Origin of the sequence: Streptomyces sp. NRRL B-24085, assembly GCF_001282115.1 — a bacterium.
Taxonomy (GTDB): Bacteria; Actinomycetota; Actinomycetes; order Streptomycetales; family Streptomycetaceae; genus Streptomyces.
In genome coordinates this window covers 1-14,687 of the sequence record NZ_LJBR01000089.1, presented here as the reverse complement: position 1 = coordinate 14,687, position 14,687 = coordinate 1, and the positions used below count along the sequence as shown (strand labels likewise).

Genomic DNA, 14,687 nt, shown 5'->3' with positions numbered 1-14,687 from the left:
GCGTCTACGCAGGTGGGAGCGTCGTCGTGAAGTTCCGCTTCAACGTGTAGCGGGTCACTTAGCATGGCTTAACTGATCTTGCAAACGTGCAGGTCAGATGGGGTCTGCCTTCTCAAGGGCAGGCCCCTTTTCTGTTCCCGTGCTGACTTGGTGCTGACCTGCGAGCACCCCTCATCACCCCTCATCACCCCTCCCGTGCTGGTTCTGTGCTGACCCATGGGCTGTAGCTCCGCGTGGGAAAGCGGATGTGGTCAGGAAGACCCGGGTACGACAGCGCAGCCGGAAGCGAAGACTGCGCGCGCGGCAAGGGAAGCGCCGGCACTGGCAGGGGACCTCGTTCTCCGTGCCCGCTCCACGCGCCGTCACCGGTGACGGTTTCCCATGCATTTGATGGCGTGACTGTCCCTGGTAGTGCTCCGCTGTGCGATGCATACATGGAGAGGGCGCATAGAAGGCGCCTGGTGTATCCACCCGACCATGGGCCCTGACCTGCGTAAACCCGACCTTCTAGCGCCGTCCCCGGCAACGCGGGGGACACATGGGGGAACCGTAGATCCCTGGCGGCGGGGGGGACGCAAACGCCCGGAGAAGCCGTACGTAGCTTCTCACGCCATCTCCACAGGACCGAAGCCCTTCGTGGAAACAATCCTGCTCCGCTCGGCGTTTGTGATCTCCGAGCCGAGGAGGGGAAGGTGTCGGGCCTGAAGCTGTTCCACACGACGAAAGACGGCGTGACCGAGGTAATGCCGCATCTGGCCGAGGAAGAGGCCGATGTGCAGGACCTCATCGAGGCGCACATGGAGACCATGCTCGGGGTGCGGTTCCTGGCGAGCGAGTACAGCACTGGCCCCGTCCATGGCGGGCGCATCGATTCGCTGGGCATTGACGAGAACAACGCGCCCGCGATCGTGGAATACAAGCGTGGTACTGACGCAGGTGTGATCCATCAGGGCCTCTTCTACATGGCGTGGCTGATGGACCACAAGGACGCATTCCGGCACCTGGTCCGCGACCGGCTCGGGGCTGCGGTCGCGGCCCAGGTGCTGTGGAGCGCACCGAGGCTGATCTGCGTGGCCGGCGACTTCACTCGCTACGACGTTCATGCCGTGCGCGAGCACCGCCGCTCGATCGACCTGGTCCGTTACCGGTTCTTCGGCAACGAGCACATCGGCCTTGAGACGGTCGCCTCCATCGCCGGCCAGACCCCCGCCTCCAGGGCAGTCTGCCGTCGCCGCAGGGCGGAGGTGCCGCGCGACCGTCGTACGGACGGGGCGATGGTGGAGCTGGCTGCCGCGGTTGACGAGGTGCTGCTCGGACTCGGTGACGACATCACCAGGGTCGAGAACAGGACCTACCGGGCGTACCAGCGGCTGCGGAACTTCGCCTGCGTCTGCCCGCCGCAGAAGACCAAGCTGCTCGTCTACCTCAAGGCCGACCCCAAGGAGGTCGACCTCGTCCCCGGATTCACCCGGGACGTGACGGGGCTTGGGCACCACGGAACCGGCGACCTGGAGGTGCAACTGCGCACGGACCGGGACCTGGAGCGCGCCCAGGACCTGTTCCGCCTCAGCTACGCCGCGGCGTAGTGGCTTCTCGTCCCGATGGACGGCAGGGCGGGTTATGCGGATGTGGGGCTTCGTCGTGGCGCTGCCTTTCGACGTGGTGGTCAGGTGAATGGCGGTGGATTACTAAGGGTGCGGGGGATCCCCGGTTTCGCTAACCGGGGATCCGGTGCTATAAGGCATCGCCGATTTCTAACGTCACTGAAGGTGCAGTTTCCCAGCCTGGGCGTGAGAAGCCCTGTCGCCCATGGTTATTTGCCCTGACGCGAGCGCTCTTACAGTTGCGCCCGCCGGTCGCCCCAAAGGAGGGCCGCCACATCGGCGTGGCGACTGAGGATCGCAACCCGGACGTCGACCCGGTGGTGATGCAGCAGATCTGGGAGTGGTGATCGCCCCCCTCGGTGCGACTGAGGATCACAATATGAAGGGCGACGGGCGAGACTGCAGAACATGCCGGCGGCGGCCCTCCAGGGCGACCGAGGATCGCAACACCTGCACCTGTGACGCGAAGCTCGAGCCGCACCCCAGCGGCGGTCGCCTTCCAGGGCGATCGAGGGTCGCAAGCGTGCGTCGAGTACGGCGGGCCAGCACGTGACCTAGGTGGCGGTTGCCCTCCAGGGCGACCGAGGATTGATGGTGGCTCATGGCAGGTGCCTTACATGAGCCACCATCACCAGAACTCGGCTGCCCATCGTGGCAGCTCACGACTTACAGTTGGCTCCCGTCCTTGCGCCGTAGGGATCTGCGAACCCGCACGGTTTCCCTCGCTACACCTCTGAGGCCGCCCGGGCGACGATCTCGGCAAGTCTGGGACTTTGTCGGGCCATGGACTCCAGCCAGTGGTGCGTCACGAAATCCCGCTGGGTGGTTACGAGTTCTCTGGAGGCCCTCGTCACGAGGGATTCGGCCTCGTGAGAGACGTCCCCAACGATCTGCTTGCGGTCCACGGAAAGGGCCGGGGGCGTGGGGGAGCCGGTCAGGTTGATCACGACTCCGTGCAGGGCGTTCCGGCGCCGGGAGTTGGCGAACACCCCATGGCGGACGGAAGGCTGTACGAGCAGCCCGTCGGCCAGGAGCGCTCCTCCGGATTCGCACCAGACCACTTGGCCCGCAAGCGTGTGGACCACCCGGCCACGAACGTCGATGACGTTGTGGTGACGCGGTGCCTTCTTTCTGGGCCACAGTTCGTGCGGTTGCCATGATGCGGATCGGTCGCCGTGTCGGGCCGTGGTCGTGTACTCGGCGATACCGAGGACCTTCTCCAACACGTCAACGCAGGAGGGGGCATTCCGTTCGTCCCTGAGAAAGAGGCGTACCCGGGTACCCGGGATGGTGCCCTGAGCACGCACCCGGGTGATCCTGGCTGGCTGCCCTGGGCTGGGCACGGTCATCTTCAGCTCTGGGCCGGGAAAACCCTGCGGGTCCATGCGGCATGTCGTTACGTCGATCTCATCGGCAAGCATGAAGTAACTCATCACGCCGATGCCGAAGCGACTGTTGGGGTACATCTGCACCGGTGGTTCACACGCTTCCCACTGGGCCTTCTCCTCCCGGAACTCCGGCAGTTCGGGGAATCGCAGCCCGACTCGGGAGAAGGATGTCCTTAGTTCCTCCTCCCCCATGCCGATGCCGTTGTCGACACAGTCCAGGAAGGCACGGCCCTGCTCGTCAACGCCTTGGGTGAATTCAATCCTCCCCTGCCAGAGATCGCTGAGACCGTTTGTCCGGCTTAGGTACTCGCGCCGCGCAGAGCGGTACCGGCAGGCATCGAGTGCGTTCTGGTACAGCTCGCGGACCGCCAATCCGCTGTCCTGGTACAGCTGCGTGCCCATCAGGAGTTCACGGATGCTGTCTTCGGGCAGGGTGAAGCGCCCCAAGGACGCGAGGCGCTTATCGCCCTCCAGTCCTTCGGCATAGGTGCTCGGTCCGGGGGCGGTCCGATCGGGCTGGCGCACCACACGCAACCTGGCGGTCCCTTTGCGACGCCCCGGGGCGGTGCCGTCTGTCGTGATGTCCGAGGGCGGGGCTGCAGAGGTGCCGATGAACGCGACACCGTAGAGGTCGCGGTCCTCCAGCGAGGTGCCGGCCGATGGATTTGCGTACTGCACCAACTGCTGAATCGCGGCGTACGCATCGGTGCCAGTGGCCGCCATGGCCGCACGGAAGGCAGGACGCGGTCTAGGCGCGGAGCCGGCACCCGCAACCTCGCGCAGTACTTCCTCTGCTTCGTCGGAACGGGCCAGCGATGCCGCGATGCCGTCGCCGATGCTGGTGAGCCGTCTGCTGAGGGCAAGGTCAGCTCGTGGAGGGACCGGCGATGTGGATCTCTGGGGCTCGAGCCGCTCCCTTCCCAGGGAGGCCACCAGAGGCAGGAAGATGTGCTCGCGGACCTCGTCGTAGAACTCCGTGTCCTCCTGGGCGTGGCCGCGGCCGGATTCTGTGCCCCCGGCCCCCGGAACGGCGTCCTGCCCGGCATCCTCCAGACGGGTCTCCGCGAGGAACGCCTCCTCCGCCCGCCCGCGACCCAGCCCCGCCGTACGCAGACGCTCTGCTACGACAGTCAGGCGCGCCGCGTCACCATGGCCCCAGCGGGCAGCGCGAAAGAGCCACTCGACCGCCATGAAAGCGGTGGTCTTTCCTCCCCCCATGGGCGCGCTGATGACCAAGAGCTGGGCATCCTGGGGGGTCTGCCTGTGCTCCCGCAGGTGAACAGCGGTCAGGCGGAAGGCTGCTCCCGGATGTTCCTGCTCCGAGGCGATTTCGAACCAAAGGCGGGCCGTTGGCAAGTCCTCCCGGCGCAATGCCTTCGTACCGAGGCGGTAGGCGCTGTTGGCGTCGCGACGCCGATCGCCGTACCCGGAGGCGTGGGTGGCGCCGACAGCCGTTGACGAATTGCCCCAGTCGCCTGACGGGCGGTCCCAGAAGTCGGTCTGGGACTGGGAGTCGGCCAGCACCTGTGTCCAGCTCGGTGGGAGCTGGGAATCGTTGGGATTCACGTCACTCACCACTTGACCCTTCGCCGAGCCCGACATGCCGTCTCACTTCTCGCAGGGCCCGGTGTCTCTGCACACTCACCTGGTTCTTCGACACACCCAGATGTGAAGCGATTTCATCGTCCTCACGACCGTCGCGCTGCATCATGAGCACTTGGCGGCCCTGCGCGGAGCGGACTGTGGCGATCGCCGGGTCGATCTCCTCACGCCACAGCAGCAAGGTGTCGTCCTCCGGAGTGGCGGCATCACCGAGCACCTCCAACGGGACCTCCCGCCCGCGGCGCCGTAGAAGGTCCTTCGCCAGATTCCGGGCGATCGTCCAGATATACGGCAGCGGCTCTCTGTTGGGGTCGAAGCGCTCGTCCCGCAGGGCTCGGATCCATGCCTCGTGAGCGATGTCCCCAGCCAGGTCCATCAGACCAGCCTTTCGTAATCTGGCGATGATCAGGGTGTTGTGCTCCCTATATGCTTTGTGCAGGACCCACTCTCGGTGGGCCTTCGGATCAGGGCGGTCCTCAGGGCTGCTCACCACGGGCGGATTTTCCCCTGCCTTGGAGGCGCGGACTGCGGCGGCACCTTCCATGCCGTCAGAGTGCTTCCATCACCCGACTGGTAGCGCACAACCGCGCCGTCGGGCACGTGCTGCAGGACCGTGGCGATCACGGAAGGGTCGCATCCGGCTCGCGCGTCGGGAGCCCCCGGATCTCTGCCGGAGAGCCGCTGCACCCATAGACGGCGTACGACAGTGCCCAGCGCCGCCACCAAGGCGGTGCCGGACGTGACGTAGTCGGCAAACTCCATAAGAGTCACAGGATGCTTCCCTCGGATCGAAGCCCATGGGGCGCACATGCGCCCTCACATCCCATACGCGGCAGAGGGGTCTTGCCTTAACAGCCTTCTTCGAGATCTTTTCCGATTCTGCTGCCAGCCCGCGTTCAACGCGGGCTGGCAGCAGAATCGGCGATGGGGGCGGACAGCGTGCGGGCCGACGCTCCCCCGCACGGTCCGCCAACGACGGGACCGCGAGGGAGTCCCCCCACACACAACGTCTCGGTGAACTGTCGCCAGGCGGACGGACAGCACGGGGACGGGAGCCGGTGAAGGTGCACCACTCCTCAGCCGGTGCACCGGATGCGCAACGGGCTCAGGCGGTCGCTTGCTTCCGTCGGCGAAGTAGAGCCAGGACGGCGACTGCTGTAAGGGTCATCCACGCTTTGCCGAGGATCTGTCCTGGCAGGTACTCGAACGAGCCGAAGGCCAGCTTAAGGAACAGGAGGCTGTCCGAGAGCAGGCCGATCGCGTTGGAGGCGAGCATCGCGATCAACAGGCCACGCTGCCGCAGAGGTTCGTAGATGGCGAAGTCCATGGTTTCAGCGACCCCGAAGGCGGCTGCCGAAGCAACGGCGAGCGCCGGATCGGCGAGGAAGTACGAAAGGATGGTGCCGACGGCTATGGCCGCGAGGACGGCTACGCGGCCGGTTGATTCTCGGGCGAGGTCGCGAAGGACGAGTGCGAGGCCGACCAGGTATACCCCGGCTGGGGCGGCGTAGCCGAAGCCGACGGGGACGGCTCCGAAGTGGGTGACGGCGAGGTTGGCCGCGGGGATGGTGGCGACGTAGGCGACGAGGGTCGTGATACCGGCAGGTGCGGGGACGTTCACAGTCTTCTTTCTGTCTCGGTGAAGTGGTCGATGCGCCGATGCCACGCCGGGGACGGACGGCGGGGTGAGCGCGCAGACAGTACAACCCACGCCACTGACACCAGTGCCGAGTCCAGACGTCGAGACTCTGGCCGGGATTGAGTGCACTGCCGGAGGCATATGCATCTTCCGGTGTCGCGAGGCTAGTGCGCCGAGAAGCAGCAAGGGGAGCCACCTTGCGTGAATGGGGCAGGTCATACAGCCATCAACTTGCGCGATAGCGCAGGCCCGCGTTGACGTACGCACTTCATGCTTGGCGCATGCAACCTCCGTGCACGGCTCCGTTTCGGACGTATTTTGTGGCGCGTTGCACCCCGCGACCACGACCTGAATGACCATTTACTGATGATTTGCGTTACTTGTCGTGTCAACTTTGCGTCACCGACAGCGCAATTGCACTCCCCTTTCGAATGTGTATGCGAATTTCCGCATTGCTCCGTCAACCGCGTTGTCAGTGGCTGCCCCTAAGCTCATGTCAGTCGTTAAACCAGCAGGTGGGGGGCGAGTAGAAAGATGCCTTCGGGCTTCGCAGTCGGGCACCTTGTCGAGTTCAAAGGGGCGCCTGGAATCGGCCGTGTAGGAGCGGTCAACGGTGACACTCTCCGCATCGACTTCTTCGAGTCCGTCGCCGAGCCGGAAGTCGAGTCACGCACGGTGCCAGCAACTGCATGCCGGCACGCCGTACTCCAGCGGGAGACTCGCGTCTTCTGGCGCAATCCGAACACGGGCGCCTGGCTGGCCGGACGCGTCCAAATGGCTCAACGCCCCATGTACTTCGTGCACTTCCCCAACACGGAAGCCGATCTTCCAGTGCCGGAGGCCGAGCTTCGCGTCCGGTGGGACAAGCCCGTGCGCGACCCTCTCCAGGTGCTGGTCTCCGGTGGCAACGAGTCCGGCTACTTCCACAACACGCGGCTCCCCTTGCTTCACAACCTCGTCGGCCAACGCGCGGCCAGCGCCAGCACCCCCGCCCTACTGTCGTCCGCGGTGGAGATCTACCCCCACCAGATCCATGCCGCACTGACCGTGTTGTCCGACCCTGTTCAGCGGTACCTTCTCGCCGATGAGGTCGGACTTGGCAAGACCATCCAAGCTGGCTACGTCATCCGGCAGACCTTGATCGACAACCCGCGCGCCCGGGTGACCGTACTTACTCCCGAGGTCTTGCGGCGCCAGTGGCGAAGCGAAATGTGCGAGAAGTTCTTCATCGACGACTTCGTAGACGCCCGCGTACGGTTCACATCCCACGAGACGCCGGAAAAGTGGGCCCAATACCACGACAGTGAACTCGTCGTGGTAGACGAGGCCCACGACTTGGTTCATGACGTGGACAACGACGACCCGAGATACCGCGAACTGTGCGCGCTGGCCCACACCGCGCCCAAGCTCCTACTCCTGTCCGCCACTCCAGTCACGGCAGGCCCGACAGCCCATCTCGCGCTTCTGCATCTGCTCGACCCTGCCCTGTACGGCTGGGAGAACCGGGACGCGTTCGAGCGCCGTCACGCACTGCGCGAGATACTCGCGGACCGCGTCTCCGGGCTCGATGACAAGCTGCCTCCTCTCCTGCCATCCACGATCGACCGCATCAGGGACGTCATCCCCGAGGACCCGCTCTTCGAGGCCTTGGCACCCCAAGTACTCGATCTCCTCGACGAATACGACGAACTCGCCGACGACGCGGACGCTCCCGAACTCGCCCTGCGCGTGGAAGCGCTCCGCGCTCACATCAGCGAGACGTATCGACTGGACCGTCGGGTAATTCGCCATCGCCGAGCCCGCATCCTTCGAGACGACGAAGAATCCGATCTGCTCCCCTATGTAGTCCGCGGTCGGGCTCGCCCCCAAGTCCTCGGCGAGGGATCGCTGCACTCTTTGGCCTCGGAAACCCTCCGCACCTGGCAGCGGTACACGTGGGATCACCTCCTCGATGAAAGCCTCGATGACAGGCAGACCGAGTACGGTCTGCTCCTCGGCGTCCTCACCTCGCGACTCGGTGGCCCTTCAACGGACTTCCTCGACGCGATGCGGTGGCGTGTACGCCGAGACACGCAGGCGGCAACTCGCGCTGGCCTCACGGACCAGGAGCGTGAACTGCTTGTAACTCCGCCTCAGTTCGCGTACGAGGTCGCACTCGTGGATCGGCTCGAAGCAATGCTTGACCAGGGTGGTCTGAAGGACGAGACGGACGAGCTCGTTCACGCACTGCTGCCTCTGATCTCGAAGGCCGCCAGAACCGTGATCTTCGCGGGACCCGGTTCACTCGCGTCGGAGCTCACGGCAGAACTGAGCCGTCGCCTTCCCGGCACCTCTATCGCCGAGCACACTCGGCGTGCCGGCTCTGAGGCATCGAACCAGGCCGTAGACGCGTGGCGGGCGCCACGTGGGAAGAACACTCGGGCCACGAGGAGCACGGAGAATCCGCCCCGCATTCTCGTCGTGGACGACTCAGCCGACGACGGTCTGAACCTGCAGAGCGCGGACACGGCAGTGCACCTGCGCCTTCCCTGGTCGCCGAATCGTCTTGAGCAGCGTCTCGGCCGCATCGACCGATACCCCGACTTCGAGGCGACCGGACACAATCCTGCCGACCAGTTCGTCCTTGCCGAGACCGAGGAGTTCAACGGCGCCTGGCTGACCCTGCTGCAGGACGGCTATCGAATTTTCACCGAGTCTGTGTCCACCTTGCAGGACCCCATCGCAGTGAACCTCTCTGGTGTGTGGTCCAAGGCACTCGTGCAGGGACCAGAAGGGCTGGCGAACTCCACACAGGAGATCTCGGCCCAACTCGGAGCTGGTCGGGCCGCCATCGCGAAATTCGACAGGCTCGAATCCGTCCACGAGTCCTCTGCTTATGAGACGGACATCGCCGCTGCCCTCGGCAAGTTCGAGCAGCCGTGGCGCAAGACCCAAGACGCCCTCCTGATGTATGCGGGCGACGAATCCTCCGGCATCAAGCTGCGCCACTGGACCCGCATCGAACGCGGCTGCGAGCGCCACAAGTTCAACCTCGCTTCGCAGCCCCTGGTCTCGCCGCACTTCTACCAGGCGTTGAAGGCCAAGGTGCCCTCTGAAGCCGCCGAAGCAGCGTTCATTAGGGCCGCTGCGCTCCGCGCCCCAGGTACGCGCTTGTACCGCATCGGCAATCCTCTGGTCGACATGCTGGCGTCGGTGATCTACACCGACGACCGCGGTCAGGCCACTGCCTTCTGGCGACTTGATCCACTCCACCGGGGAGAACTGGAGCCGTACTTCGGCTTCGACCTCGTGGTGGAAGCCGACATCACAAACGCCCTGGCGCTGGTCGACAACGAGCAGAAGGCACGCCCCGCGCTGCAGCGGCAGGCAGATCGGATCCTCCCACCCTTCACGCTCAAGGTGTGGGTTCCCGCAGGCAGCACGAAAGCAGTCACCGACGAACAGACGCTCAGGTGGCTTGAAAAGCCGTACGACAACAGCAAGGACCACAACTACAACTCCAAGCTGATCCGTGAACTGATCGATCTCTTTGGTGGCTGGAACTACTACGAGAAAACAGCAAGGTCGGCCAACGGAGTCGCCCTTGATGAACTTGAGCGAGTGACGGACCTTGCAGCCCACTGCGCCCGCGCGCAACAGTCGGCTCGTCGTCGTCTCGCCGTGGCCAAGGCCCAAGCCCAGTCTCGTCAGGCGGCCGGACACCTCCTGGGAGACACCGAGAGCTACCTGTTGGACGTGTCCGTCGCGGATGCCCTCGTCGAAGGGCTGACGCGGCCGAACGTGAGGCTCGTCGCGGCCACGTGCATCGTAAAGAGCGGCTACAGGAGAGTCCGGCATGACTCGTGACGCACGCAAGGCCTTCCTCCGGCAAGGTGACCTGAACGTCGACAGTTGGACAGGAGCCCGCGAACTGCTTCGCGCCTGGCCTTCGGTCCCGCCGCTGAACGACGACAGCCGGGGCACGCTACGGCGGCTCCGCGACGCCCTCGCAGGCCTGGAGAGTGGAACATCCGGATGGAGGGATGTGGCGGCCCTCCTACGCCAGGTCCTGCTTGAAGCGCAGGCACGCGGAAACAACACAGGCCTCGTCGTCCCCAGCCACCCTCTGCTTCCCTCTCACGAGCAGTGGTCCGAGATCCACTGCGATGTGATGCCGAACGAACGCGGCTTGTACATCACAGCAAAGCCGTGGCATCCGCCTGTGCCTGAGAGCGACGCTGCAGCGGTGGCTCGGGTGGATCTTCGACAGGTACATCTTGGGCGAGACGCAGAGCACCGCCGCCACCTTGAGCCCTACCCCGGCGATCCATTCTGGAGGGAAGCCCTCGGCCCCGCTCGCGACCGGTACTTGTCGATCGGGCAGCGGCAGGCCGCGCGCGCGGTTGCGCTCGCGCAGCCGGGCAGTACCGTGATCATTTGCTTGCCCACGGGCCATGGGAAGACCGATGTCATCCAGGCCCCGGCCATCCTGGCGAGCCGGAGCGCCGGCGTCTCCGTCGTCGTTGTTCCCACCGTCGTTCTTGCCCTCGACATGGAACGCCGTACCCGGCCGCTGATGGAAGCGCAGGGATGCCCAAGCCCCACAGGACGCTATGCATACGTCGGTGGCTTGCCCGAAGACGTCAAGCGGCAACTCCGTGAGGATATCCGCACCGGCCAGCAGCGCCTGGTATTCGCTTCGCCCGAGGCACTCGTCAGGGGACTGCGCAAGCCACTCGAAGAAGCCGCGGAAGCCGGTCTGCTCAAGTACTTCGTTATCGACGAAGCTCATCTCGTCGAGCAGTGGGGCAACGGCTTCCGACCCGAGTTCCAGACGATGTCCAGCCACCGCCGCACCTGGCTTAGCAAGGCTCCCGACGGCCTGGCCCCTGTCACTGTGGCCATGAGTGCCACCCTCACTACTCAACAGGTCGGTACGCTCGAGGAGCTCTTCGCCGGACCAGACGAAGCTCAGATTGTCTGGGCTTCACAACTCCGCCACGAGCCTACCTACTACATCAGCGCATCCGAAACGCTTCAAAGTCGACAGGATTCGGTCCTTGAGGCCGTGTCGCTCCTGCCTAAACCCCTGGCCTTGTACGTCTCCACAGTGAGAGACGCAAAGGAATGGGGGGAGCGCCTCCGGGCCTCTGGGTTTTTCCGCGTAACTCAAGTGACCGGTGACTCAAGTGACCAGGACCGCCGCGATGCCGTTGAGGGCTGGGGAGGAAAATCAACCGAAGACGACAGCAGGTTCTCTACCCGCTTTGACGTTGTCGTAGGCACTTCAGCTTTCGGTCTGGGCGTAGACCTGTCGGACGTGCGAACCGTGCTTCACGCATGCCTGCCCGAGACAGTCGACCGGTACTACCAAGAGATCGGCCGTGGTGGGCGAGACGGAAACCCGTCTGTCGCCTACATGGTGACGGCACCCGGGGACCGAGACATTGCCGAGGTTCTCGGCAGCGAACCAGTCATCACCTCTGAAAAGGCGCTGAAGCGTTGGGACGCCATGTTCCGGCGTGAACAGCAACTCGGCGGCAGCCATTATCGTCTCGATCTGGATTCCCGCCCCAGCCACGTCAGTGAGGACTCCGAAACCAACAGGTCCTGGAACGTTCGCGTCCTCAACCTTATGGTTCGCGCCAAGCTGATCGAACTCCACGTACCTCAACCGCCCCAACGCGAAGAGGGAGAGCTCGAATCCGTATGGGCAGAGCGTGTAGACGAGTTCAGGAAAAATGTGGGGACGCGGGCTGAAGTCACCATCAAAGACCCTCAAGTCAACACTGCGGAGCGATTCATATCTCGCTTCGAGGCGGAGCGGCAGAAGCTTCTGGATCACCAGAAGAAATCCCTCACGGGTCTGGAAGAGGCACTCGGTGGAAGTCAGTGCATCGGTGACGTACTCGGAGAGTACTACCGCCTGCGACGAGGCCGAACTTCCCTGCCTACCCGTGTCACCTGCCGTGGCTGCCCGAACTGTAGGGCGACCGGGCGCCCAGACAAGTCCGGCTTCTACAGGCTCGCCGGGGAGCCTCGTCCGTGGTTGCGCTTCCCGGTACCTCCTCCCAACGATCCACTGGCCCGCTACCGTGACGGTCTGGCCTGCTTGAGCTTGTGGTGGGAGGGCGAGCAGGAGCAACGTCTCCATGTACCCCGCCTCCTGGAGCGACTGGTGCGCCGCGGGATCGCCGTCGTAGGCGGCCCTGGTGTTACGACACGGTGCCGGGATGTACTCCGTAAGGCAGCCCGTACATACCCTGTTGTGTTCGATGAGGATGCCGAGTTGCTGAAGTCATGGGCTGGCCCTGTGGTGTGGATCCTGGACGACTCGCCCTCACTGGACTATGACACCGCAGCACGGTTCAGTTCAGAGGACATCACGTACCTCCTTCACCCACGCCACACTCGACACCCGGATCGGACCAACGATCCGCTGATCGATATCCACCGCGCCAAGCTTCCGGTCTTCCGCGCCTTGGAGGAAATCTGATGACGCTCCTAAATCCCCGCGGCGCAGCCTTGCCCACTCAAGCATGGGCAGTCGTGCGGTTGCTCGCCTATTTGGAGAAGGCAGTATCGTTGGAGGAGGCACGTTCTCTGCTGTCCCCGCCGTCAATTCGCGGCGAGAAGACGAAGGACAAGCCGCCCTTCGACAAGGCAATCAGCACTCTCGACGAGTTGGGCCTGATTCGGATCGAGGGCGAAGATCAGCAGCTCTCTCTGGCTGGTGCCGCTACGACACTTGACGGGCAGGACGTATCCGCGTTCAACTCCGTACTCCGCCAGGCGGTTCTCGATCAGGCCAAGAACACTTCGCTCGGCGATTCTGCCGACCAGACCGGACCTCGCGACCTTACCCGCGCACTGGCCTGGCTGCTCTCGTTGGATCCGACAGATCCGATGGACTGGTACAGGGTGCAGAACGACCAGCGAGAAGCGTTGCGGCCGGAGGCAGGTCCCGTATTCTCCAACGAAACTCGGTGGAACCACTTCAACTACTGGGCCCCCAGGGCCCCGGCGTTTGCCCGGGTCGTCCGGTTTGATCATGTGATGCCGTAGAGGCTGAGGACGAGGGTGCGTTCGGTGTGGGCTCGGCGGCCGGCGGCGGTGTTGACGTACCCGGCAAGCTTGAGCGCACCGCGGATCAGGTCGCGGACGGCGGCGAGGACTGAGGGCGTGTTGTGGGTCCTGACCTGGGACTTGTCCTCGTTGAAGGTCACATCCCGACACCAGTGGACGGTGTTCTCCACGGTCCAGTGCCCGCGAGCCCATGAAGCGATCTCGGCGGCACTCGCTTCCTCGGCGGGCAGGTCGGTGATGGCGTAGACGGTCTCGCTGGACCACTTCTTCGCTCCGTAGAGACGGCGTCTGCGCTGGATGCGCAGGACCTGGGCCGCGTGGGGAAAGAGCAGGCCGTTGACGGTGACGACCTGGACGAGACGCTGTTCGTGGCGGCCGTGGCCGCGGGCGTCGTCACGGTGGATGACGGGGATCTCCTTCCAGGGCAGGGCGTGGAGCTGACGGGCTTGGCCGCGCTGGTTGTTCTTGATGGTCAGCAGGTAGTGGGCGCCGCGTTCGTGCAGGTAGGTGGCGTGGTCGCGTTGGGCGTGGAGGGCGTCGGCGGTGACGACGGCCCCCTTGAGATCGGCGTCGTCGAGCTGGTCGAGCAGGGGTTGGAACTCGGGGATTTCGTTGGTCTTCGCGCCGATCTCGCGGGAGGCGAGGGTGATGCCGTCGCCGTGCCGGACGGCGGAGAGCACGAAGACGCGGCTGCCGTCCGGGCGCTTCGCACTGCGCAGGCACTTGCCGTCCACCGCGATGGCCCGGCGCCGGGAGCGCACCGGTTCGGCGCGGGCGGCCGCCCGGTGGGCGCGGCGCTGTTCGCGTTCGATGCCGCCGTCGGGCATGAGCGGCTCGGGAGAGTGGGACACCGTGGACAGCAGGGGCCGCAGGTGGTCGTAGCCGGCCGCGCTGACCTCACCGGGATCGAGCCGCCCCAGAACGGTGCGCAAGGTCTTCTCGCTCGGGATCCGGTAGCGGCCGCGCAACGGATGGTAGGGCAGACCGAAAGCGGCCAGTTCCTCAGGCGTCGCACGTCGGCACCACTCCGCCGCCGCGGTGATGGAGTCATGGCCCGCCGGGGTCATCGCACAGACCACCAGGGCCAGCAGCGAGGAGACCCGGTAGCGCACCCCGCACGCCCCGCGAGGATCGGTGACCGACTCGAACTCGGCAACCAGGCCGCGGACTTGGTCTCGCGCGGCATCCGAGCCGAGGGCCTCCAGGCGGGGCGCCGGAGAGACGGGAACGACGGCAGGGGATGATGGAGGAACGAACACGGCACCTTCGTGGATCTTGCAGCGTAGAGAACTCCATGATCCACAGGTGCCGTGTTCATCTGCTTCCGAGGCCCGCCAGCATGATCAACCGGCCCAGGCCGGGGCGATCCGGGCAAACGCCGGGGCCCTG

Annotated in this window: 8 protein-coding genes; 4 read left to right on the top strand and 4 right to left on the bottom strand. The window is 64.9% G+C overall.

Annotated elements, in window-relative coordinates; all coding sequences use genetic code 11:
* Positions 1–692 precede the first annotated feature (692 nt).
* Positions 693–1,586, top strand: a complete 894-nt coding sequence (locus tag AOJ26_RS12805; RefSeq protein WP_053848382.1) for a DUF5655 domain-containing protein — start codon at positions 693–695, stop codon at positions 1,584–1,586.
* Positions 1,587–2,329: 743 nt separating this feature from the next.
* Here the strand turns inward: AOJ26_RS12805 and AOJ26_RS12800 are convergent.
* From AOJ26_RS12800 to AOJ26_RS12790, 3 genes are all read right to left on the bottom strand, one after another.
* Positions 2,330–4,558 carry a hypothetical protein gene (locus tag AOJ26_RS12800; RefSeq protein WP_143663562.1) on the bottom strand — a complete coding sequence of 743 codons (2,229 nt, stop codon included), beginning with the start codon at positions 4,556–4,558 and terminating at the stop codon, positions 2,330–2,332.
* Position 4,559: 1 nt separating this feature from the next.
* On the bottom strand, positions 4,560–5,138 hold the full coding sequence (locus AOJ26_RS12795; RefSeq protein WP_078959874.1) for an RNA polymerase sigma factor: 579 nt from the start codon (positions 5,136–5,138) through the stop codon (positions 4,560–4,562).
* A 561-nt stretch (positions 5,139–5,699) separates the two neighbouring features.
* The gene (locus tag AOJ26_RS12790; RefSeq protein WP_053848379.1) at positions 5,700–6,215 is read right to left on the bottom strand and encodes a VUT family protein; all 516 of its coding nucleotides are present in this window, start codon (positions 6,213–6,215) and stop codon (positions 5,700–5,702) included.
* Positions 6,216–6,767: 552 nt separating this feature from the next.
* Here AOJ26_RS12790 and dpdE point away from each other — a divergent pair.
* From dpdE to AOJ26_RS12775, 3 genes are read left to right on the top strand one after another with little or no spacing between them, the layout of a single operon-like run.
* Positions 6,768–10,079 carry a protein DpdE gene (gene dpdE / locus AOJ26_RS12785; protein WP_053848378.1) on the top strand — a complete coding sequence of 1,104 codons (3,312 nt, stop codon included), beginning with the start codon at positions 6,768–6,770 and terminating at the stop codon, positions 10,077–10,079.
* Positions 10,069–12,708, top strand: coding sequence for a protein DpdF (gene dpdF, locus AOJ26_RS12780; RefSeq protein WP_053848377.1), 2,640 nt, complete (start codon positions 10,069–10,071; stop codon positions 12,706–12,708). The genes dpdE and dpdF overlap by 11 nt, the downstream gene beginning before the upstream one ends.
* Before the next feature lie 53 nt (positions 12,709–12,761).
* Complete coding sequence (locus AOJ26_RS12775; protein WP_159044274.1) at positions 12,762–13,277, top strand: hypothetical protein; 516 nt, start codon at positions 12,762–12,764, stop codon at positions 13,275–13,277.
* Here the strand turns inward: AOJ26_RS12775 and AOJ26_RS12770 are convergent.
* On the bottom strand, positions 13,262–14,557 hold the full coding sequence (locus AOJ26_RS12770; protein WP_006378747.1) for an ISAs1-like element IS1629 family transposase: 1,296 nt from the start codon (positions 14,555–14,557) through the stop codon (positions 13,262–13,264). The genes AOJ26_RS12775 and AOJ26_RS12770 overlap by 16 nt on opposite strands.
* Between the last annotated feature and the right edge of the window lie 130 nt (positions 14,558–14,687).